This is a genomic window from Mastigocoleus testarum BC008 (assembly GCF_001456025.1).
GTDB lineage: Bacteria > Cyanobacteriota > Cyanobacteriia > Cyanobacteriales > Nostocaceae > Mastigocoleus > Mastigocoleus testarum.
The window spans coordinates 39419-61996 of the sequence record NZ_LMTZ01000152.1; the positions used below are offsets into that span (position 1 = coordinate 39419).

14 protein-coding genes are annotated in these 22578 nt (G+C 39.3%); 3 read left to right on the forward strand and 11 right to left on the reverse strand.

Going from position 1 to position 22578, the window contains the following annotated elements; translation table 11 throughout:
* Nucleotides 1–61 precede the first annotated feature (61 nt).
* Together BC008_RS41295 and BC008_RS41300 are read right to left on the reverse strand one after the other, a co-directional pair.
* Nucleotides 62–577 (reverse strand): hypothetical protein, encoded by a 516-nt coding sequence (locus BC008_RS41295; RefSeq protein WP_036265657.1) that lies wholly within the window; start codon nt 575–577, stop codon nt 62–64.
* Nucleotides 578–1567: 990 nt separating this feature from the next.
* On the reverse strand, nt 1568–3202 hold the full coding sequence (locus tag BC008_RS41300) for an alkaline phosphatase PhoX (RefSeq protein WP_058184670.1): 1635 nt from the start codon (nt 3200–3202) through the stop codon (nt 1568–1570).
* A gap of 1498 nt (nt 3203–4700) precedes the next feature.
* Between BC008_RS41300 and BC008_RS41305 the strand changes: the two genes are divergently transcribed.
* On the forward strand, nt 4701–7082 hold the full coding sequence (locus tag BC008_RS41305) for a phosphoketolase family protein (protein ID WP_027843628.1): 2382 nt from the start codon (nt 4701–4703) through the stop codon (nt 7080–7082).
* Nucleotides 7083–7287: 205 nt separating this feature from the next.
* On the opposite strand, the gene BC008_RS41310 is transcribed toward BC008_RS41305, so the two are convergent.
* The 9 genes from BC008_RS41310 to BC008_RS41350 form a co-directional block, all read right to left on the reverse strand.
* Entirely contained in the window at nt 7288–8199 is a 912-nt protein-coding gene (locus tag BC008_RS41310; RefSeq protein ID WP_027843627.1) for a carbonic anhydrase, read from the reverse strand.
* Between the two features lie 298 nt (nt 8200–8497).
* Nucleotides 8498–9592, reverse strand: coding sequence for an anthranilate phosphoribosyltransferase (trpD, locus tag BC008_RS41315; RefSeq protein ID WP_027843626.1), 1095 nt, complete (start codon nt 9590–9592; stop codon nt 8498–8500).
* Between the two features lie 426 nt (nt 9593–10018).
* A complete protein-coding gene (gene trpB / locus BC008_RS41320) occupies nt 10019–11263 on the reverse strand; it encodes a tryptophan synthase subunit beta (RefSeq protein ID WP_027843625.1) in 1245 nt (414 codons plus the stop codon).
* A gap of 169 nt (nt 11264–11432) precedes the next feature.
* On the reverse strand, nt 11433–12245 hold the full coding sequence (gene trpA / locus BC008_RS41325) for a tryptophan synthase subunit alpha (RefSeq protein WP_027843624.1): 813 nt from the start codon (nt 12243–12245) through the stop codon (nt 11433–11435).
* Between the two features lie 60 nt (nt 12246–12305).
* Nucleotides 12306–13142, reverse strand: coding sequence for an indole-3-glycerol phosphate synthase TrpC (gene trpC / locus BC008_RS41330; protein ID WP_027843623.1), 837 nt, complete (start codon nt 13140–13142; stop codon nt 12306–12308).
* A 393-nt stretch (nt 13143–13535) separates the two neighbouring features.
* Nucleotides 13536–15740: an anthranilate synthase gene (locus BC008_RS41335; RefSeq protein ID WP_027843622.1), complete on the reverse strand. Its 2205-nt coding sequence runs from the start codon at nt 15738–15740 to the stop codon at nt 13536–13538.
* A gap of 369 nt (nt 15741–16109) precedes the next feature.
* On the reverse strand, nt 16110–17204 hold the full coding sequence (aroF, locus tag BC008_RS41340) for a 3-deoxy-7-phosphoheptulonate synthase (protein WP_027843621.1): 1095 nt from the start codon (nt 17202–17204) through the stop codon (nt 16110–16112).
* A gap of 666 nt (nt 17205–17870) precedes the next feature.
* On the reverse strand, nt 17871–18239 hold the full coding sequence (locus BC008_RS41345; RefSeq protein ID WP_027843620.1) for a hypothetical protein: 369 nt from the start codon (nt 18237–18239) through the stop codon (nt 17871–17873).
* 247 nt (nt 18240–18486) lie between these two features.
* Nucleotides 18487–20331, reverse strand: coding sequence for a tetratricopeptide repeat protein (locus BC008_RS41350; protein ID WP_027846709.1), 1845 nt, complete (start codon nt 20329–20331; stop codon nt 18487–18489).
* A 130-nt stretch (nt 20332–20461) separates the two neighbouring features.
* On the opposite strand from BC008_RS41350, the gene BC008_RS41355 reads away from it, so the two are divergent.
* Both BC008_RS41355 and BC008_RS41360 read left to right on the forward strand, forming a co-directional pair.
* Entirely contained in the window at nt 20462–21988 is a 1527-nt protein-coding gene (locus BC008_RS41355; protein ID WP_027846710.1) for a DEAD/DEAH box helicase family protein, read from the forward strand.
* Between the two features lie 105 nt (nt 21989–22093).
* Nucleotides 22094–22513: a GNAT family N-acetyltransferase gene (locus BC008_RS41360; protein WP_058184674.1), complete on the forward strand. Its 420-nt coding sequence runs from the start codon at nt 22094–22096 to the stop codon at nt 22511–22513.
* Nucleotides 22514–22578 lie beyond the last annotated feature (65 nt).

Here is a 22578-nt window from a genome sequence, read left to right on the forward strand (position 1 = left end):
GTAATGGGTAATGGGTAATGGGTAATGGGTCACTGTCAACTGTTAACTGATAAGTGATTCCTCAGCTACCACTGGTATCACCAATGATAAAGCCCGTGAGGACGTCAGCGATAGTAACTGCTACTACTACTAGTAAAGGTGTTCTAGCAATACTTTGCCAATCTTCATCCTTACGAACCGCATTGACCACACCAATTAAGGCAACTGCAATATAAAGCAAATAAAGTGCTCTTAGAACATTAAACACCAAACTGACTGCAGGTTGGGTGTTTCCTGCGTCGGTACCTTGAGTTAGGGTATTTTTAAAAAAATCTTCAGCCTTACCAAAGAATTGTGCATGTGCTGGTGCAGCAAAATAATCCAGCCAAAATGCGCTTAAAATAACTGCAACTGCTAAAATTTGACATATTAATAACCATTTCTTTGGTAAATGCACCTGATTTCCAACTTGTCTGATAACGATGACGAGTAAACTTCCCATCAGCAAACAAAACAGCAATATTGGATTTTTTAGACTAACCGCAATTAAAAATACGGCTACCGTTAGTAAAAATGGGATAGATTCTTGCCACCTCATACTTGCCGCTAATTGTATTTTTTGTAACTTGGTTTTACGATCTAAATTGTTTCCAGTTGAATAATTAATTATGTAACTAGAAATTGTCAATTCTTTATATTTAAGAACAGCTTTAGAAATTTTTACTTTCTGTATTCAGATCTTTTTCAATTTAACATTACTACCAATAAATTTTCGCGTTCCAAGGTAGTATACCTATCTTAGAGTTACCCAAATACAGTACTTTGAATTTTCTCTTTTCGACTCACTGTAAGCTTAAGGTTAAAATAAATACTTTATTTGAGGTCGTAATATGTCTGAAATCGTTATTTTTTAAACTGCTATGACACTCAAAAAAATATCACAGTATTATTTATTGCTTGGTTTACTCCTGATTTCATAAATTTTATTAGTTGAAGATAGAATATCTTTGGTATGCAAATCGATATTGGTTTGAACTAAATATAATTACTTTGGTGAACTTAATTTAATTGTTGTTAACAACCCTAAAGAATTTTATCCCCGTATTATCCTCAAATTTAAAATAGTGGATTCTTTGGTTGCGGATTTACTTTGTCGCACTCATATCTATACTTTCTAGAAAAAATAAAGATAGATGGTATTTGATAAACAGTATTTGTAAGTCGCAAAATAAATACCTAAGATGCAATCTTGTCACAGCGAAGGAAGAAGGAAGAGGGAAGAGGGGCAGAGGAGTTTAATTAATGAGGATTTTTGCACGAAACTGAATGGCACAATTTCCACACCTCCCACACTCCCCAAACCCAATCAGTTAAAGGTTTGAGTCTTAACGAACGTGCCACTCGACCGTGGGGGATATAGTTCGAAGACTCCACTCTGCCTCTTAGTTGTTGCAAATGGTCAAAGATGCAGATTTATCAGATATTTACTATTAGCTAGGAAATGTACACCAAGGTGGATTTTTGGGCTAAGTTATGTCAGATTATTATGGCAATATTTTTCCGCTGCGATCAAATAATCCTTATTGCCTTAATCATCATCACCTCTACCATCGTCATCTCCATCACCTAAGGAAATCGAACGACCATCGGTGCGCCAAATGGCGTAAGTAATACCAACTCCCTGAGAATTAACATACATAAATTTTCCATTACGCGAAAAACATGCTCCAGCAAATTCGCTCGTATCGAGATTGTTTTGAGCAAAGGTAAACAAGCCACCTGAAGCATCTACACCCACAACGCGCTGACTGAAGTTTGGAGTTCCAGGTTCCCCACTACTACCATCTTCGCAAAGATAGATCGTACCATCGGGGGCAAAAGTCATGTTGTCAGGACCATCTAGTAGGTTTTCCTCGGTCGATTCAACAATCATGGTAACGGTTTGTTTTTTGGGGTTATAACACCAAACTTGACCTTCACCAGCATCACCTGCACCGCTGTTCACCCAATAATGTAAACCCTTGTATTCCCAAGCACCTTCACCGCGCCAGAAAATTGTTGCTCCCTTAGACTGGGCTTCGTATCGCAGAGTGTCTTCATCTGGATCGACATCATCAAGTTTCACCCAGCGAACCTTGAGGGGCTGACCTAAGAATGGAAGCATACTACCTGAAGCTCCGCGATCTAAACCACGAGTATCAACAACTTTGGTTGTTGGATTATCAATAGGAGCCATAACGGTAGGTAAGGGTTCACCAGTACACTTAGATTTTTGATTTGGCTCGATCGCAATTGCAAAGAGCGAACCACCTTCTTGTAACTGACCGGGACGACGAATTCGTCCACCACGCTGTACTACATTCGGGACAAACTTGTAATAACAACTATCACCCCGATCTTCCGTCTCATAGACAATCCCAGAACGATCTACAGATACTGCTTCATGGTTCATCCGACCCATTGCAACTAGGGGAACTGGCTCAACAGCTTCAGTAGCGAAAGCAGGAACCTCAAAGTTATAACCATGTTTTTTGGTAACCAGTTCGTCGTTGGTGGGTGTTGAGACATTTTCCTCACAACTAATCCAAGAACCCCAAGGGCTTGGACCGCCAGCACAGTTACGGATCGTACCTCCCAGAGAAATAAAATGCTTTACTACGTCACCCTTATAATTCACTACAACAGTCGTAGTACCTCCACTTCCAAGACCAGCAGCCTCTCCTTGGAAGGTATCGTACTGTCTACCGTTTGGAGCTAAGGCTCCTTTTAGATTACCTGCTTCCTCCTCTGTAGGACTTAATTCGTGGTTGCGCACCAAAATATTAGTACGAGAACCTCTCGGACCGGGAAAACAAGCCATACCATCATGGTCGCCGGGAACAAGCGCACCATCGCTCATTACTTCTCCCCTAATGGAAATAGCTTTATATTGAAATCCTGCCGGTAGTAGCAACAGGGGAACATTACGTAGATCACCAGCACCTGCAACGTCACCCAATTGATTTGTATTTAAGGGAATTACAGGACTTAGGGGACCAAAACCAAATACGCTAAAACTGGCAGTAGAACACTTCTTTTTTCCTTCTCTTTCATCATCATCACCTTCTTCGCCTTCGTCAGCCAAAACCCGGCGACCATTTAGCAAACCAATGGGAGCGACAGCAGTACCTGCAGCAGATGCGACAACTAATGCAGCAAACTGTCGACGTGAAAGTTTAGACATAATAAGTTTAATCTCTGCTTAATCTCTATTTAATCTTTGCGTTATAGTGCGCATGTTTAATATTGGATTAATGGTAGTTTCAGACAGGAAGTCCGAAAACTATTGGTCCAATATCAATTACTTATTCCGGAAACTATGACCGGAAATTTTAGTTTATTCATTCCCCAAAATAACCGGGATGTCAATGGGGGTCACGCAAAAAAAATGTTTTTAGAAATAGATAATTAAATTACTTTGTTTAAAGTAATACAAGACCTTTTGTTTATTAAACTTAAGTGATTTTAAGAAATTAATAATTACGAATTTCCCGCAGTAAATCCAAATATAACCGAAATAAATATCCTCTTCTTGTCAGGCTGAGCCTTGTATGTAGTGATTATTATACATTGTGGAGGCAAATATTATTATCGGATGAAATCAAAAGTAAAAATAAAATTACCTCAAGCCTTAATAAGAAGTTGCAATTAGTAAATAAGTTACAATTACAACCTCCAAATTTGTCTTTAATGATATTTTTTTCTATTTAATTAAAGCTTCTAAAATTTTGGTTAGTTTATGAAAAGGTTAAAATTTTGCTAATTATAATTTTGTAGTTTTTATTAGACATCTTCTCAATAACGGCTTTGTTGCAACGTCTAGGATTAAAATATTGAGAGTATAAAATTTCTTATTCAAAATTTATTTTTCAGTCAGTATTCGCTAAATCTTAGTGGAGTAAGTAGAGGGTATTTAAGTAATCCTCGTCGAGTCTGTTCGCTCGACAAGCACTCTTATTTTAAAGCTTAAACAAAATCAAACTCTTTCCTGAGTGAGGTTCTATGACGATACAAATCTTTCTACCCAACATCACGCTTATCTCTGAAGGCTCAGGAGCTCGCTAGGGAAGTCGTTAAAACAAACGCAGCAGGAATAAGCCGTGGAGTTTACAAAAACCATCACAAAAATTAAATTTTTTTGGATAATTTATTTCTTATAAGTCTTTATTGAATCATCCTTACATAATACCAAAAATATCTATGCTCTGATAGCAAGAAATTACGTATATCTGCTTGATGTTGATTGTAGAATCAGCTGAGGAGACCACGAGCAGCTAGCTCCGGAGAACTTTGATGAAAAAGAATTAAATGAATTTGATACAAATGATTCGAATTATTGTGTTAAGTAATTTATCTAAATAGAAACATTTTCTCATTTGATTTTGCTATTTATCTCAAAAGAATATTTTTGAAATTCATATGGTTATGGCACATACAGTACTGATGCGATATGCTGACAAGTGTATTTGATGAAAGCTTATTTAAAGCTGATTGATTAACATATTGCGAGGAAAAATATATAGGAATGGATCAATATACTTTGGATGCTAATCGCTAATTGATAATAATTAGATGTTCATCTATTGTTGCTAATTAAAATCACAAAACATAGCACAATATTGGCACTAATTTATATTGATTTAATCCTATTGATTATCGTTCAAATGTGAGGAAACTTTTTTATGACAGTAGCTGCTTCAATTCAAACTAAGCCCTTATCGGCAGAAGAGTTACGCAAAATAGATGCCTATTGGCGGGCTGCGAACTATTTGTCTGTAGGGCAAATATATCTGTTAGATAATCCTTTACTACGGGAACCTCTAAAGCTGGAGCATATAAAACCCAGACTATTAGGACACTGGGGAACCACACCTGGATTAAACTTTATTTATGCTCACCTCAACCGAGTAATTAATAGATATGACTCTAACATAATTTATATTGCAGGTCCCGGTCATGGTGGTCCCGGATTGGTAGCTAACACTTATTTGGAAGGAACTTACAGCGAATATTATCCTAATGTTTCCCAAGATACCGTGGGTATGAAGAGGCTGTTCAAACAGTTTTCCTTCCCTGGTGGAATCCCTAGCCACGTTGCGCCAGAGACTCCAGGAAGTATCCACGAAGGCGGTGAGTTAGGCTATGCTGTCTCCCATGCTTATGGTGCGGTTTTTGATAATCCTGACTTAATCGCTGCTTGTGTTGTTGGAGATGGCGAGGCTGAAACTGGACCTTTAGCAGCAAGTTGGCATTCAAATAAATTCCTTAACCCTATTCATGACGGTGCTGTTTTACCAATTTTGCATCTCAATGGGTATAAAATAGCCAACCCAACAATATTAGCACGCCTCAGTCATGAGGAATTGCAAGAACTGTTTGTTGGATATGGCTATAAACCTTATTTTGTAGAGGGTTCTGACCCCGAAACAATGCACCAACTGATGGCGGGAACCTTGAATACCATCATGCGGGAAATTAAGGAGATTCAAGAATATGCTCGCACTAATAGTTACATAGGTCGTCCCCAATGGCCGATGATTATTTTGCGATCGCCTAAGGGTTGGACTGGACCCAAAGAAGTTGATGATCAAAAAACTGAAGATTATTGGCGATCGCACCAGGTACCCCTTGCTAATGTCCGGAACAATCCCCAATATCTGCAGCAGTTAGAAGACTGGATGGCGAATTACAAGCCAGAAGAACTGTTCGATGAAAACGGTCGATTCATTGCAGAATTCGCAGAACTTGCACCCAAAGGTACTCGCCGTATGGGAGACAATCCTCATACTAATGGTGGTATGCTGCTGCGAGATCTGAAAATGCCTGATTTCCGTAAATACGCTGTTGAGGTAAGCAAACCAGGTCAAGCAATTGCTGAAGCTACCCGCGTCATGGGCACCTTTTTGCGGGATGTCATGAAAAAGAACCTAGAAAATAATAACTTTAGAATTTTTGGTCCTGATGAAACTGCATCTAACCGGTGGAGTAATGTATTTGAGGTTACCGATAGAACTTGGTTAGCCGAAAAATATGATTTTGACGACCACCTTTCCTCAGATGGTCGGGTCATGGAGATCCTCAGCGAACATACTTGTCAAGGTTGGTTAGAAGGCTATTTGCTGACTGGACGTCATGGCTTTTTCTCTTGTTACGAGGCATTTATCCACCTGATCGACTCTATGTTTAACCAACACGCTAAGTGGTTAAAGACTACTCGTCACATTCCTTGGCGCAGACCTATAGCTTCTTTAAACTATCTGCTGACTTCTCATGTTTGGCGACAAGACCACAATGGTTTTAGCCATCAAGATCCAGGTTTTCTCGACCATGTAATCAATAAAAAGGCGGAAATTGTTCGGGTTTATTTACCACCCGATGCTAATACTCTGCTTTCGGTCACAGACCATTGTTTGCGTAGTCGTAATTATGTGAATGTAGTTGTAGCTGGTAAGCAACCCGCGCTGCAATACTTAGACATGGATGCAGCCATTAAGCACTGTACCAAAGGCATTAGTATTTGGGAATGGGCAAGTAATGACCGAGATGGGGAACCTGATGTTATCATGGCTTGTGCGGGAGATATTCCCACTTTAGAAACTTTGGCGGCTGTGGATATTATGCGGCAGAATTTCCCTGACTTAAAAGTACGGGTAATCAACGTCGTAGACTTAATGACCCTACAACCAGAAAGCGAACATCCCCACGGTTTAAGTGATATAAATTTTGATTTACTATTCACAACTGACAAACCAATAATTTTTGCTTTCCACGGTTATCCTTGGTTAATCCACCGCCTAACCTATCGCCGGACAAACCATAAAAATCTCCACGTGCGTGGTTATAAAGAAGAGGGAACCACAACAACACCCTTTGATATGGTGGTAATGAACGATTTAGATCGCTTCCATCTCGTAATAGATGTAATTGACCGCGTACCAAAACTAGGATCGACTGCAGCTTATGCTAAGCAAATGCTCAAAGATAAATTGATCGAACACAAACACTATATTGCGAAACACGGCGAAGATATGCCAGAAATTCGCAACTGGAAGTGGGAGTATTAATTACTCCTTTTAGGTGTACTAAAAAATAGGCATTGGTGAATGCGTAATGCTTTTGATGCAAATATCTAGGAAAAATCAATGTTTCAATAATTTGATTTCTTGATTAGAAAGATACCAGAAGCCCACACTGTAATTTTTAATTCAGTGTGGGAGCGTCACGTTATCCATACTCAAATTACGAATTTTTAGTTTTTATTTTTAATTTTTAAACATGGGCGTAAATCTTACTGGTCCAAACCTGAATTGGTTCAGCAAACAAAGCATGATAATTTTTCAACTCATTGCGGTTCATACCAGAATTCTGCGCTTGTTTAAATAAACCCAAAAGTGACTGTATCGCAGCTTCTGCTTCTTTCCCGGACTTAGGATCGGCTACTAACAAATCTGCAAATGCAATTCTGAGATTACCTATAGATTCGTTATCTACTTTGGAATCTCGATCTGATAAGTATGGAGCTAGAGAACTTACTTTACCTTGAGTCTTACCATTAGGCAATTGACTTTGGGGATGAACGTAGGTGTGAGTATCAGCATCATATGCTAAAACCTCTCCTGTTTCAATTTGATAGATCCAAGCATAAATTTGTAATCTACCTTGATGAAGCTTAGCTCTAATAACTGGATAGGTTTTGAGGTTTTCGATTTGAATTAAAACATTTTCTGCAACTAAAGTTTCAACTAATTCTTCTTCGGAATAATCTTTATAATTCTCTTTGACTAAACGTCGAGTTGCTTCGGCATGTTTTAACCAGTCGTATACTAAAGGCATATCAGCCTGAAGTTTATTGAGTTTGAGTAGTCCCTTCATTGCTCCACAGTGGGAGTGACCGCATACTACAACTTGCTCAATTCCTAGGGCGGTTATAGCATATTCAATGGTTCCACCTTCTCCCCCATTTGCTGCACCGTAAGGCGGGATAATGTTTCCTGCATTGCGAATGACAAATAAGTCTCCGATATCCGTACTAGTAATAAGATTCGGTGCAACCCTAGAGTCAGAACATGTGATAAATAAAACTCTGGGTTTCTGCCCATGGGAAAGTTGTTCCAGAAGTTCTAGGTGCTCAGTAACATAGTGTTGCTGAAAATGATCGAGACCGCGAATTAACTTTTTCACTCTAGTTTTGAATCTACTGACTTTAAAGGTATATAAAAATATATTTTCTATTATCTGATAACTTTGTGATTTTTTGGAAATTGGGGACTGGGAGAAGTGTGGGAAGTGTGGGGAGTGTGGGAAGTAGTGTGAGGTTGGGGATTAGGTATTTTGCTGTGCTTTACGCCCCACTTACGTTAACCCTGTCAGCGCGGTCTGTTCTGACTCCTTATTCATTACTTCTTACTTTCTACTTCTTAGCCAAGGAATTGGGAATTGGAATAATAAAATACCCGTTCCCACTTCCCATTCTTTATCCCTAACGAAGAAAATCGGCAAGCTCTTCTAATTTATTCCAAGCTGCTCCACTACGAAGGATATCTTGAGCCAGATTAACGGCTTGAGTAAAATTCTGTAAATGATCTCCTGTATCTGGAATTATTTCACCAACATACAAAGCAAACGCAGCATTTAAAGCTATCACATCTTGTTGTGCTTGGGTTCCTTTACCCGAAAGAGCTCCTTTAAGAATTTCTACATTTTCTCGAACATCTCCGCCCCGAAGTGCAGTCACAGGGGCTGAACGCAATCCAAAATCTTGGGGTTCTAATTCTAATAAATGGATTTTACCATCGGAAACTAAAGCTAAGTCAGTTTTATCACCAAGACCAGCTTCATCTAATTTTTCCCGTCCATGAAGTGTGATTGCACGGTTAATTCCCATTTGGTGAAGAACCATAGCAAAAGTTTCCACTAAACTGGGATGATTAACACCAATTACCTGTCCTGTGGGTCTTAATGGATTAATTAATGGACCCAGCAAGTTAAAAACTGTCCGGACCTTAAGTTTTTTCCGTAATGGTGCAACAACTTTAAGTGTGGGATGCCAATCCGGTGCAAATAAAAAAGTAATTCCAACTGCATCAACAGCCTCTTGAACTTTTTTACTGCCTGCTTTGAGATTTAAACCCAATCCTTCCAATACATCTGCCGAACCAGTTTTACCGGATGCGGAACGGTTACCATGTTTAGCGACTTTAATTCCTGCTGCAGCTGTAACAAAAGCAACTGCTGTAGAAATATTAAATGTTGACGCACCATCACCACCAGTTCCACAAGTATCAACTAAAGGTGAGGTTCCAACAACTCGATCTCGCAAAGTTGCTCTGACTGATTGAGAATATAAAACCTTTACCATACCCAGCAATTCATCAGCAGAAACACCTCTCATCTGAATTGCGGCTAAAATTGCACCTGATAAGGATGGAGGTATGGAATCACTCAACCAACCATACATTAAATCAGATGCTTGATATACAGAAAGGGACTTTCCATCTAAAATTTGTTGTAACAGTTTAGACCATTCAGGGAAGTCTCGGTTTGATGTTTTGTTTTCTGTTTTAGTTGAAACCATATCAATTACTAGTTTTCCGTTAATGAGTTATTCGGTTGTTAGGATTATTGATGAATTGAAATATTGGAGTAGTTTTAATATTTCGATAGTCGTCGGTTTTCCCAAAGTCTTGAATCTGTCCAGATTTTAAATTTAGAACACTTAAGGATTATTATCTCAGCCGAGCGAGAATGGGAACAAGTAATAAATTTCAGGATTTAAATTTTAGTATTTAGATTTCAGGACTTAGATCTCAAAACTTAAAGGTAGATAATATTTACTCTCAAACTCAAATCTTCTTAGATTCTAGTGGTTTATTTTAATTAATTCTAACTTGCTTGTTTTCCTATGACTCCTGTAGAGACGCACCACCCTACGTCTCTACAATCCGTCGGGACTAATGAAATAGATAACAGTTAGAGGATTTCAAATTTCAATTGATTTATTTCACTTTAAAAATTTAGCAACTGTTTGCACATCTTTATCTCCACGTCCAGAGCAGTTGATAATAATCCGCGGACTACCGCTGAGTTGTGGACAAAGAGTTTCTAAATATGCGATTGCATGGGCGGTTTCGAGAGCAGGAATAATTCCTTCTAACTGCGAAAGTCTTTGAAATCCAGCTAAAGCTTGTTCGTCTGTCACGCTGTAATATTCAGCACGTCCGATTTCTTTAAGAAAGCTGTGTTCGGGACCGACCCCAGGATAATCCAAACCTGCACTAATAGAATGGGGCTCGATAATTTGACCGTTCTCGTCCTGCAATAAATAACTCATTGCTCCGTGCAAAACCCCAACTCTACCCTTTGTTAGTGTTGCTGCATGTTTGTCAGTGTCAATACCGAAACCTGCAGCTTCAACTCCAATTAAACGTACGGATGCTTCATCAACAAATTCGTGGAAAAGTCCGATCGCATTAGAACCCCCACCAACACAAGCAAGAAGAATATCAGGTAGTCCACCCCACTTTTCTATCGCTTGAGCGCGAGTTTCTCTACCAATTACAGCTTGAAATTCCCGTACCATCATTGGGTAAGGGTGGGGTCCAGCAACTGAGCCTAAAATATAATGAGTTGTTTCGACATTTGTCACCCAATCTCTAATAGCTTCGCTGGTAGCATCTTTAAGTGTTCCTGTTCCTGCTTCTACAGCTTGTACTTCTGCGCCCATGAGTCGCATGCGGAAAACATTTAAAGCTTGTCTTTTCATGTCATGGACACCCATGTATATGATGCACTTCAAACCAAATAAAGCACATACAGTTGCGGTTGCAACGCCATGTTGACCGGCTCCAGTTTCTGCTACAACACGCTTCTTACCCATTCTTTGAGCTAATAATACCTGACCCAGGGCATTATTAATTTTGTGTGCTCCGGTATGATTTAAATCTTCTCTTTTTAAGTATATTTGTGGTCCTGTACCATCAGGTTTTGCATAACGAGCTGTTAGACGTTTAGCAAAATACAGAGGTGTAGAACGCCCAACGTATTCGAATAATAATCCTTGCAGTTCATTTTTAAACTCTGGATCGTTGCGATATCGTTCAAATGCAGCTTCGAGTTCTTTCAGAGCTGACATTAAAGTTTCTGGTACGTATTTACCACCAAATTGACCAAATCTACCATTAGCATCAGGTTGTTGAGCGAGGGGTAAATTTGAAACTTTAGGATTATTAGGTTTATTTGCTAACATAACGATTTTTGCAGATGTCTAATATTAAACGAATCAGGGTGGGAGCAATCGATGTGAAATTACTGGAAAGGAAAGAAACTGCTAAATACTTAAGACGCTCTGAGCATCAAAAGTAAAAGAGATTAGAAGTAAAAGAGATTAAGAATATTAGGAGCTTAAGTTTCAGAAATTACTTAGCACTACTGATTAAAGAAATTGATGATTTAAGTTCGCTACAGAAGTCTTTAATATTCCGCAGTCCGTTAAATGGTGTACTTTCCGCTAATTTTTGAACAAAAGCACTTCCGACAATGACACCATCAGCACCCCACTCTTTCATTTGACGTGCTTGCTCTGGTCCAGAAATACCAAAACCAATTGCAACTGGTTTATTTGTGGATTGGCGAATTTCCTGAAGTACATCTTTTACTCTACTTTGAACTTGAGAACGCATTCCAGTAACACCTGTGACACTTACCAAATAAATAAATCCACGGGATTGATGAGCGATCGCTTTAATGCGTTCTTTAGAACTTGTGGGAGTTACTAATAAAATGACTTCGATTCCAACTGCATCAGCGCTTTCAATTAAATGGTTAGATTCTTCTAAGGGTAAATCTGGGATAACTAGACCTTTAATACCAGAAGCTGCAGCTCGATCTAGAAATTCCTCTATACCCAAATTCAAAATTGGATTGTAATAGGTAAAAAGAATAATTGGCGATCGCAGAATTTTAGTTAATGGCTGGATTTTGTCTAAAACATCGAGCAGTCGCACTCCCCGGTTTAAAGCGCGGGTTGCTGCAGCTTGAATCACAGGACCATCAGCTAAAGGGTCAGAATAGGGTACCCCTAGTTCAATAAAGTCTGCACCGCTAGCATCTAGAACTTTGAGAGCTTCTATTGTTGTCTCTAGGTCGGGATCCCCTGCGGTAATGAAAGGGATCAAAGCACATTGGTTTTTTCCTCTTAAACTTTCAAAACGTTGAGAGATTGAAGTCATTTCTTTAAGATGATAGGTGATAGGTAATAAGTAATCGGTAATGGATAAATCAGTTACTAGTTAGTCTTTAGACTCTTGTGGAAGGAGATTTCTTACAGCCTTCTCAATGTCGGATTGTTTAACTAAAGATTCTCCAATTAAGACAGCTTCAGCTCCTGCTTGAGCAACAAAATTTAAGTCATCGCGGGTATATAAACCAGATTCACTGACCACAGTAATACCCAAATTTTCCAATTCTTGTCGACGCTCTGTTAATAAGGTTTTTGTGGTTCCTAGATCCACTTTAAAGGTTTCTAGATTGCGATTATTTATTCCGACTAATTGCACTTTAGGTAATTTCAAGACTCTGTCTAGCTCAGCTAAAGTATGTACCTCTACTAAAGCTGTCATACCTAGATAATAAGTAATCTCCAAAAAATCTATCAACTGTAAGTCGGATAAAATTGCTGCAATTAGTAATACAGCATCTGCTCCGTTGACCCGTGCGAGATAAATTTGATATGGGTCGACAATAAATTCTTTGCACAACAAAGGTAATTTGACGGAGTTTCGAACTATTTGTAAGTTATTGAAACTACCTTGAAAAAACTTTTCATCCGTTAGGACTGAAATACAACTAGCACCACCATTTTCGTAAGCTCGAGCAATTTCTGCAGGGTTGAAGTCTGCACGGATAATACCTCTACTAGGTGAAGCTTTCTTAGCTTCGGCTATAATTGCGGGCTTATGCTGATTAGATCGCAATGCGCGCAGAAAATTTTGTGGAGGAGATGCAAATTGTTGTTTTACACGTGTTAGAGGAAATGACTCTTTTTTTTGGTTAACCTCTTGACGTTTGTGTAAAACGATCTTCTCTAAAATATGTTGAAATTTGGGAACTTGTTGGTTAGCAATCATCAGTCATCAGTGAATTTTGATAATTAGTTATTAGCTGGATAAGTGATGGAGATGGTTTGAGTAACAAGCATAGAAATAGAGTATACAAATGGGTAAGACAAATGGGATTTCAAACACAAAATTATTACTCATTACTGTGCGCTGTGTACACTTACGTGTCCCGCTAGACCGCCCCGTGAGCGGCGAATGCTAACGCGCCCCACAATACCTAGAGCCTGCGGCGACGGCATGCGGCGACGGCAGCTCGGAACGTGACGTTAGTCATAGCCTCTAGCTGCGCTAACGTCGTCAGACGCGTGCATTCGTCTTTAGACGCGTCCAAACCGGTACGCTGACGCGCTTCTACGCGCCCCGCTACCCTAACATTACTCATTACTTATTACTCACTACTTCTTACTTCTTACTCCTTACCGGTAACTGATAGCTACTATTTACATAGGTATTGACCAAGTTTTTAACAATCCCCAGTCCAATACCTTCTGCCAAAGTCATGATTGATTCTGGATGGAATTGAACCCCTGCAATTGGTAGGGTTTTATGCTCAATACCCATAATCACACCATCATCTGATATGGCTGTAACTTTGAGTTCCCCTGGTAAACAGTCGGATAACGCATATAAGGAGTGATATCTTCCCACCTCAAAGGATTTAGGTAAATTTTTGAAAGTTACTGATTCTGTTTCTGCAACGGAAATTTGGGATATTTTACCGTGTTGAGGATAGTCAAGGATTCCTAGTTCGCCACCAAAAGCTTCCACAATGGATTGCAATCCCAAGCATACCCCAAAAATTGGTATTTTTCGTTTGACACAAACTTCAATAGTTTCTTTGACGCCGAAATCAGTTGGTTTTCCAGGTCCAGGAGACAAAACAACTAAATCTGGTTTTTCTGTATCAAATATTGATTCCGCAAATCCATGACGTAATGTTTTTACTGTAGCCCCTGTTTGGCGAATGTAATTTGCTAAGGTATGGACGAATGAATCTTCATAATCTATTAACAACACACGCTTACCAACAGCCAAATCCTCTTGTTGAAATTCAGATTGTAAATTGTCTTGGAAATTGCTCTTGTTGTAACTAGTCTGAAGTAAAGCCTGAAATAGGGCTGCACCTTTAGTTAAAGTTTCTTGAGCTTCGGCTTCCGGGTCAGAATCATAGAGAACTGTTGCACCTACTCGCACTTCTGCAATGGAATCCTGAAGTCGAATCGTGCGCAGAATTAATCCTGTATTTAAATCACCAGTAAAGTTTAAATAACCTACTGCACCGCCGTACCACCTTCGAGGACTGCGTTCGTGTTGTTCGAGGAATTGCATCGCCCAACGTTTGGGTGCACCGGTTACAGTTACAGCCCACAAATGACTTAAAAATGCATCCAAAGCATCAAATTCTGGTCTTAATACGCCCTCAACATGATCTACTGTATGGATCAGATGGCTATATAGTTCGATTTGACGACGACCAATAACTTTTACTGAACCAGGTTCGCAAATACGTGATTTATCATTGCGATCGACATCGGTACACATCGTCAATTCGGCTTCGTCTTTTCCAGAGTTGAGCAGTTTGAGAATTTGGGCTGCATCGCTAATCGCATCCTGTCCCCGACGAACTGTTCCACTAATGGGACAGGTTTCAACCCGTCGTCCCTCAACCCGGACAAACATCTCTGGAGAAGCACCAATTAAATATTCCCCACCCAAGTTAAAGATAAATCCGTAAGGACTGGGATTAATTTCTTTCAAAATTCGGAATAGTTCAGTTGGGGACTGCTCGCAAGGTTGGGAAAATTTTTGTGAAGGAACAACCTCAAATAAATCTCCACGACGGAAATATTCAAGTGCTTTATGAACTTGTTCTTGATATTCACCTTCTTGATGGTCGGATGTTTCAGATGGTACTAAATATTTACCTCGGTAATCAATACTTTCTCCTATACGGGGCAAGTCTCTAGTGCTACCATACTTGGTGACAAAGTCATATTGCAAACGAAATGCTGTTTGTTGATAATGATCCACAACAACCAATTCATCCGGTAAATACATTACCAAATCTCTTTGGTCGGGAGTCCGTTGTAGCTCCTTCGGCATTTGTTCAAATTGGAATACTAGATCGTAACCAAAAGCACCATAAAGTCCTAAGTGCTCATCCTCACTACTTTTGAACGTAGATAATATTTGGCGAATAACTGTGAAAACTGATGGCTGCTGAGAACGTTCTTCCTCAGAAAATAATTTATCTGTGGAGCGAATAGTCCCAGTTACACAATTATTTTCCTGTTTTACTTCCTTTAAATCTGGGCGATCTATCAATAGTTCCAGTAAATGCTTTAGCAACACAAAACCCCGTTCATTGTGTGCTGTTAGCGTAAAATGATTATCACGGGTAGATAACTCTAGAGGAGGATTAACAAAACCAATTGCCCATCTCTTATAACGTCCTGGATATTCGTAACTGCTAGTCAATAAACATCCTCTTTGGGAATCAAGACGTAATAAAACTTCTTCTATACCAGTTTCCATGGAAGTTTTAGTCGCAGTTCGAGATACGAAAATCCCACCGGAAGTTGTATAAGAATGAGTATCTAAATACATAGATGATTTCCCCGATCCTGTTGATAGTTAATTAATATTTTGAGTTAGACTGGACTAGATAAGTTTGATGTAAACTTCGTTAACTTATCTAGTGTAATGTCGATTTATTATTGCTTGGAAACCTAGCATATTTATCGCGTATACATAGCATATATACGTATCATGTCTTGAGAAACTTGGTAATGAGAGTAAGTAATAGTTAACTGGTAATTAACAATGTGTAACAAATTAAAAACTTAATTAATACAATAAACTAGCCAGTTGACCATAAATCAAGGATGCACAAATGATGTCATTAAACTGATTTATTGCGTGTAAGTCCAATTGTGGCATCATTTTTTTTGTTCTCAAGTTACGATCATATAGTTTTTATACTTTCGAATAATCTTTTGTCACAAATTGGGATAATGTTTGACTTTGTAAAGATTTAGTCCCACGACCGAAGAACTGGGCTAAAGGTTTTACCTCAAGCATTAGTTCTTGAAATTCCTGTGGTTTTAAAGATTGGGGACCATCAGAAAGTGCTTTGGCTGGATTGGGGTGAACTTCAATCATTAGAGAATCCGTACCTGCAGCGATCGCTCCCATTGTCATCGTTGGTACGTATTGGGATTTACCAGTAGCGTGGGAAGGATCGATTGTAATTGGTAAATGAGTTAGCGTTCGCAACACTGGAACTACGGATAAGTCAAGAACATTACGGGTATGCTGACGGTCAAAGCTACGAATACCCCGCTCGCATAAAATCACATTGGGGTTACCAGCAGCCAAAATATATTCTGCAGCCATCAACCATTCTTCAATTGTTGCCGAAAGCCCGCGCTTTAGTAATACTGGTTTACCTGTTGCTCCCACTTTTTTCAGTAGAGAAAAGTTCTGCATATTACGAGCACCAACTTGCAAAATATCTGCGACATTAGCAATTTTATCTACATCTGCGGTATCCATTACTTCAGTAATAATCCCTAACCCTGTCACTTCCCGCGCTTTTGCAAGTAAGTCTAAGGCGCTTTCCCCATGTCCTTGGAAAGCATAAGGAGAGGTACGAGGTTTGTAAGCTCCTCCTCGAAGAAATTTTGCTCCAGCGGCTTTTACTACCTGCGCTGTTTCTACAATCATTTCTTCATTTTCGACAGAGCAAGGACCAGCGATGACTACCAAGGGAGAATCTTTCCCAAAATCTACTTTTCCGTTAGGTGTTACAACTGTAACTGTAGAGTATTCACCGTAGCGAAATTCTAAGGAAGCCCGCTTATAGGGCTTTTTGACTCTAATTGTTTCTTCGATAAAGGGGCTGATCTGTTGGATATATTCGGATTTTATTGCTGCAGTCTCACCAACTAAACCGATAACTATTTTGTTTTTACCTACTAATTTTTCTGGTACGACATCCCAGCCCTGAAGTTCGTTTATAATGCGTTCAATCTCACTTGGGGGTGTCTCGTCCTTCATGACAACGATCATTTTGGATTCTCCTAAGTCGATATTTTTTCATCGTCTTTTTTTGTCTTGATTTTATATAGGAGAATACAAGGAAATGTTATGCACACAGATGTCTTAATAAGTGGAATATATATTTGTATTATTTTCTCTATAAGTACAGATTATATGACCATGCTTACTACTCCTGGTAAATTATAAAGTTGATATACCAAGATTATGTATCGGTTTCGCATCAAGCAAAAATCATCAGCTAATATTATTAACGTCTTCCCTGTCTCGTCGTCTATTTCTATTACAGATGTTATTGGGTGTTACTGCTTGTGCAACCACTGCTAGATATAGCAATAATCTCAAATTGATTATTGGAGCTATCAATTACGACGAGGGAGAAGAAACAAGCAAAATACTTCGCCCTTTTTCTGAATCGTATTTGCAACATCTAGTTTAGCTGCGTTAGGGAAAAGCAAATATCAGTAGTTTCCAATTTTTTATCTTCAGCTAACTATTAAGTTACACTCTATATTTGTTATCTGTAAGAATAGTAATCTCGAAAAACTCACTGATTAAACGCCCAAAGGGAGCGGTCTGCTTTGCTCCGCTACCCCTACTTGTTAACGCTTTGCTAGCGAATATCCGCTAATAACTTGCGCGTAGCGCTATATGGGTCATTTATCGGACGATACTAAATCAATTTACTTCTTGTTGAGAAGTATCTTCAGGAGTATGAAAAGTTGGTTTTTTCTCCTCTATTTCTTCAATTTTTTTAATCTTCGTCATATCGATTTTGAGAATAACTTCACGCTCATAACGCTCTGGATGTACAAGAATGTCTGCCTCTGTTTCCAACTTGCGTCTTCCTTCTTCAAGGAATCTTTCAGATGCTGTTGGTGAGATTAAGCCATTTAAAACTGATGGATGGAGATCAGGTAAAGTTCTTGGTACGGGAGCATTATTATTTGCTTTAGCAGTGCTCATCGCACTAATTATTACTAACGCGAGCGCGATCGCTAAAGAAGTAGAAAAAAAAGAAACAAGGCGTAAAATGTTCGTTTTCATATCGCCCTCCCAGCATAATGGAGTGGCATTATTACATAACATTTTAGCATTTTTTCTCGTCAAATTGGGCGCAAATGCAATACCCGATAACTTCACGCATCCCCTGTGGGGATATCACAAGCTATCAGCAATTACTTTACTAATTACCCATTATCAATTGCCCGTCACCATATGACGCTTACGCGTCACGCCTTGCTAACACTGCGTTAACAGTGCGGGCGTATACCAATTTCCATCACCAATTACCCTAAGCAGTTCCATCCCGATATTCTTCCAATAGTTGAGGTATATAATCATACCCATCAACCCCAATTAGAGAAATAATTCGCGATCGAAATCCCTGTAAAGCTTTAACAAATCCTTCTTGACCCATTTGTCCTTGCAAAACAATTAATAAACCAGCAGCTTTACGCCATTCATTAGAAGCAATTTGGTTTAACAAATACATGCCCAAGCAAGCTGTGTAAATTGCTGTTTCTAATTGTTTTTGACCGTAATAGGCTTCTGCTAAATTAGCCAAGTTTAAACCTTGCAAGTACAAATCGCCAGAAACTTGCGCGCTTTTAAAACCTGTTTCTAAATGTTTCACAGCATTTTGCGATTGTTGAATTACTAAGTAAGCAACACCCAAACTACTCGCACATAAAGCTTTACTTTGTACGTCTCCCAACTTCTCTGATAATTTTAAACCCTGTTGTAAATAATTAATTGCCGTTTCATAAGTTTCGGGTTCAATTACTTCCAACTGTTGTGCCTGCATCACTTCGCTGTAACCCAAGTTAGTTAAAGCATTTGCTTCTCCAGTTTTATTACCTGTTTGGCGGCTAAGTATTAAAGCACGTTGGCTGTAATTAATTGCTTGGGTGTAATCTTTTTGGGCGACGTAGGTACGGCTCAGATGATTATAATTGGCGATTTCACAGGGACTATCCCCAGCGTTCCGAGCAATCTCTAGTGCTTCTTGGTAGAATTCTATGGAACGATCATATTCTCCCAATGCTCGCTGAGAATTACCCAATAGTGTTAGTATGCGGGCTTTCTCTTGGGTTCCTTCAACTCGGCGTAACGGCTCATTTAAATATTGCAGTGCATCCCGTAAATAATTACCAGAAAATGAGGCAAAGATTCCCCCATAAAAAGGAAAATAAGGACGTTGGGCAAAGGTACGTAAAACTTGAAGCATCACTTGAAAAGCAGCATCTGAGTAAGCACTACCCCTAACAAAGCTATCTCCTAACTGACTCCAAATAACTGCGAAGGTTAAAAAAGTCGAAATTGATAACTTGGAACCTGCTTTCACATTATAAGGTTGCTTATCAAACCAAATAACTAAACCGCGTTGCAAGTTTTGTAAAATTATGGCAATTTCTACCCAATCTCCCAAACTTAGCTCTGATATTTGTTCCGCAAATTTATTTGCTGACTGATCCACAGCCAAAGTACGAAATAATTTTTGGGGTATGTTGCTATTTACTTTTTTTGCCCAAGTTGCCCAGGGTCCGCTTTCTCCGGGGACGCCAGCAAAACCTAGAGTTTCTCCCTGCTCATACATCCAACTAACTAAATGATCTTGCAAGCGCTGCCAAGATGCAATACCTTTGTTAATCCCTTCCGCAAGTTCTTGTAAGTCAGAATTAATTTCAGCAAACTGACGTAAAGACTTTGATAGCTGCTGTAATTGCTGTAAATTCAGTGAATATTTCTGATTTGGATCGACAAAGCGTAAAAATATTAGTAACCGTTTTTCATCTGAAGCTGTAGTGATTTCTCGTGCTGCTGTAGCAATGACTTCTATTGCTTTGGTTTGTTCTTGAACTCGCTCCCACTGATTTTGAATGGTTTTAATTGCCCGAAAAGCACGGGTGGCTTTTGCTTGTTTTAATTCATCTGTTTCATTCTTAACTTGTGATTCAACATTACTGAACTGCTCTCTCAAAGCCAGTTCAAAAACTTCTCCCGTACCAGCAGTTACACCGTTGAGTAACATTTGGTATACCTGATTCGTTGAACTAATTTTACCTTTGAGGGTGCTTTGGACAATATCATCAATTAAAACCAGATACTTTTCCCGTAATGGTAAAGAGTCAGACACTTTTGCAATCCCAGAGTTTTAGATCAATTTTAATCGGACTGGGACACAACTTTAGTACTATATATAAATGCAGAGTTTTTTTTGTGTCCCCAACTCTTCTACAATTATCTGGGAAAAAGAAAAAAAGCTCATGGCCCGTACGCCAACCTTAACTTTCGATCGCGGTACTTTAATTTTACACCCACCACCACGCTGTAAAGCTTGGATGGACTTTGCTACCTGGGACGACCGAATAGAAAAATTTCGCATTCCGGCGATTCAATATCGTCCTTTAGTGGAAGCATTACAAGCTGAAAATACTGATTTTGTCGATAAAGCCAAGGAATTTTACCCCGTAGAGTTGCTTGCTGCTTTGGAAATGGAACCATATCCCCATCAAAGCGAAGCTTTAAAAGCATGGAAATTAGCAGGGAGACAAGGTGTAGTAGTACTTCCAACTGCTGCGGGTAAAACCTATTTAGCCCAAATGGCGATGCAGGCTACACCTCGTACTACTTTAATTGTGGTGCCGACTTTAGATTTAATGCATCAATGGTACGCCCACTTATTAGCGGCTTTTCCCGACGCAGAAATTGGTTTATTGGGTGGAGGTTCTCGCGATCGCACGCCCATACTAGTGTCAACCTATGACAGTGCAGCAATTAATGCGGAAAATTTGGGCAACCGATATGCTTTAATTATTTTTGATGAATGCCATCATTTACCTACAGATTTTAGTCGGGTAATTGCCGAGTATGCGATCGCGCCCTATCGTTTGGGTTTATCAGCAACTCCAGAGCGCACAGATGGCAAACACGCAGACCTAAATATTTTGATCGGTAGGGAAGTTTATCGCAAACGGGCTGAGGATTTAGCTGGAAAAGCGTTAGCAGAACATGAAATTGTTCAAATAAAAGTTAAGTTATCTCAGTTAGAACGGGAAAAATATAATCGATTAATTCAAATTCGTAATGATTTCTTAAGAGAATCCAAAATTTCCTTAGGAAGTATTCAAGGTTGGCAAAGATTTGTACAAATGAGCGCTCGTTCTCAAGGCGGGCGCAGGGCAATGTTAGCACATCGGGAAGCCAAAGAAATTGCTTTGGGTACGGATGGGAAAATTAGGGTCTTAGCAAACTTATTAGCGAAACATTACCCAGAGAGAATTTTAATTTTTACCGCAGATAACGCCACTGTATACAGTATTTCTCAGGAATTTCTAATTCCAGCAATTACCCATCAAACCCCAGTTAAAGAGCGCCACGCAATCTTAACCAAATTTCGGGAAGGGGAATATAGAAGTTTGATTGCTTCCCACGTTTTAAATGAAGGTGTTGACGTTCCATCGGCTTCCGTTGCAATTATTTTATCGGGAACGGGTTCGGCTAGGGAATATATTCAAAGGCTGGGAAGAGTTTTACGTAAGGGTAATGTAAAAAATAAGCAGGCAATTTTGTATGAGGTGATCGCAGAGAATACCAGCGAAGAGCGAACCTCGGCACGAAGGAGAGGGGAAGGAGATAAACCACAAAAACAAGAAGGAAAGAAAAAGAACAAAGAAAATCTACGGGTAGTTTATGGTAGCGGTGGTAAAGGAAGAGAATATAAAGCTGCAGAGCAGATGGAAATTAAATATTCAACCGATGAATCAAAATTGTCAAAAGATGATGATTTTTGACAGGCAGCATAGTTAGTATAAAAAGTTGCTATTTGCCAATTACCAATTACCAATTACCCATCCCCCATCCCCACAGATACGACAAATTATTTTGACCAAAAAAACATGACTCATCTAACTATTGAGCTTGCTGATTTCGCGCGAGATTTTGCAAAAATATTAGCAATTAGAAGCAAAGTTTTCCATCAAGAGCAACAAGTCGATCCAAAATTAGATTTTGATGGTCAAGATGAAATTTGTTTGCAATTAATTGCTTATCTAGACGGTGAAGCAGTTGGGACAACAAGAATAAGATACTTAAATCAAAATACTGCAAAGATAGAGAGACTCGCTGTATTACCCAGTGCAAGGAGACAAGGTATTGCAAAGAAATTGATGCTCAAAGCATTGGAAGCGGTGTCTCCGTTTACCGCAGATGCGCCTCAGGGAATGAGTGAAGCGATCGCACAAGAAAATGTTACAGAGCAACCGGAAACTACTGAGATTATAATTCATGCCCAAGAATATACAGCACTTTTCAGGTAAGTGAGGTACAGTAACAACAACTTGTGAACCAGTTTTTTAAATGCTTGGGATTGACTAGATCGAGG

What these genes read in the sequence shown, in the direction of transcription:
- BC008_RS41295 (WP_036265657.1), bottom strand. Translation starts at nt 577, where the DNA reads ATGAGGTGGCAAGAATCTATCCCATTTTTACTAACGGTAGCCGTATTT.
- trpA (WP_027843624.1), bottom strand. Translation starts at nt 12,245, where the DNA reads ATGACTTCAATCTCTCAACGTTTTGAAAGTTTAAGAGGAAAAAACCAA.
- trpB (WP_027843625.1), bottom strand. Translation starts at nt 11,263, where the DNA reads ATGTTAGCAAATAAACCTAATAATCCTAAAGTTTCAAATTTACCCCTC.
- BC008_RS41360 (WP_058184674.1), top strand. Translation starts at nt 22,094, where the DNA reads ATGACTCATCTAACTATTGAGCTTGCTGATTTCGCGCGAGATTTTGCA.
- trpD (WP_027843626.1), bottom strand. Translation starts at nt 9,592, where the DNA reads ATGGTTTCAACTAAAACAGAAAACAAAACATCAAACCGAGACTTCCCT.
- BC008_RS41305 (WP_027843628.1), top strand. Translation starts at nt 4,701, where the DNA reads ATGACAGTAGCTGCTTCAATTCAAACTAAGCCCTTATCGGCAGAAGAG.
- BC008_RS41345 (WP_027843620.1), bottom strand. Translation starts at nt 18,239, where the DNA reads ATGAAAACGAACATTTTACGCCTTGTTTCTTTTTTTTCTACTTCTTTA.
- aroF (WP_027843621.1), bottom strand. Translation starts at nt 17,204, where the DNA reads ATGATCGTTGTCATGAAGGACGAGACACCCCCAAGTGAGATTGAACGC.
- BC008_RS41335 (WP_027843622.1), bottom strand. Translation starts at nt 15,740, where the DNA reads ATGTATTTAGATACTCATTCTTATACAACTTCCGGTGGGATTTTCGTA.
- BC008_RS41355 (WP_027846710.1), top strand. Translation starts at nt 20,462, where the DNA reads ATGGCCCGTACGCCAACCTTAACTTTCGATCGCGGTACTTTAATTTTA.
- trpC (WP_027843623.1), bottom strand. Translation starts at nt 13,142, where the DNA reads ATGATTGCTAACCAACAAGTTCCCAAATTTCAACATATTTTAGAGAAG.
- BC008_RS41300 (WP_058184670.1), bottom strand. Translation starts at nt 3,202, where the DNA reads ATGTCTAAACTTTCACGTCGACAGTTTGCTGCATTAGTTGTCGCATCT.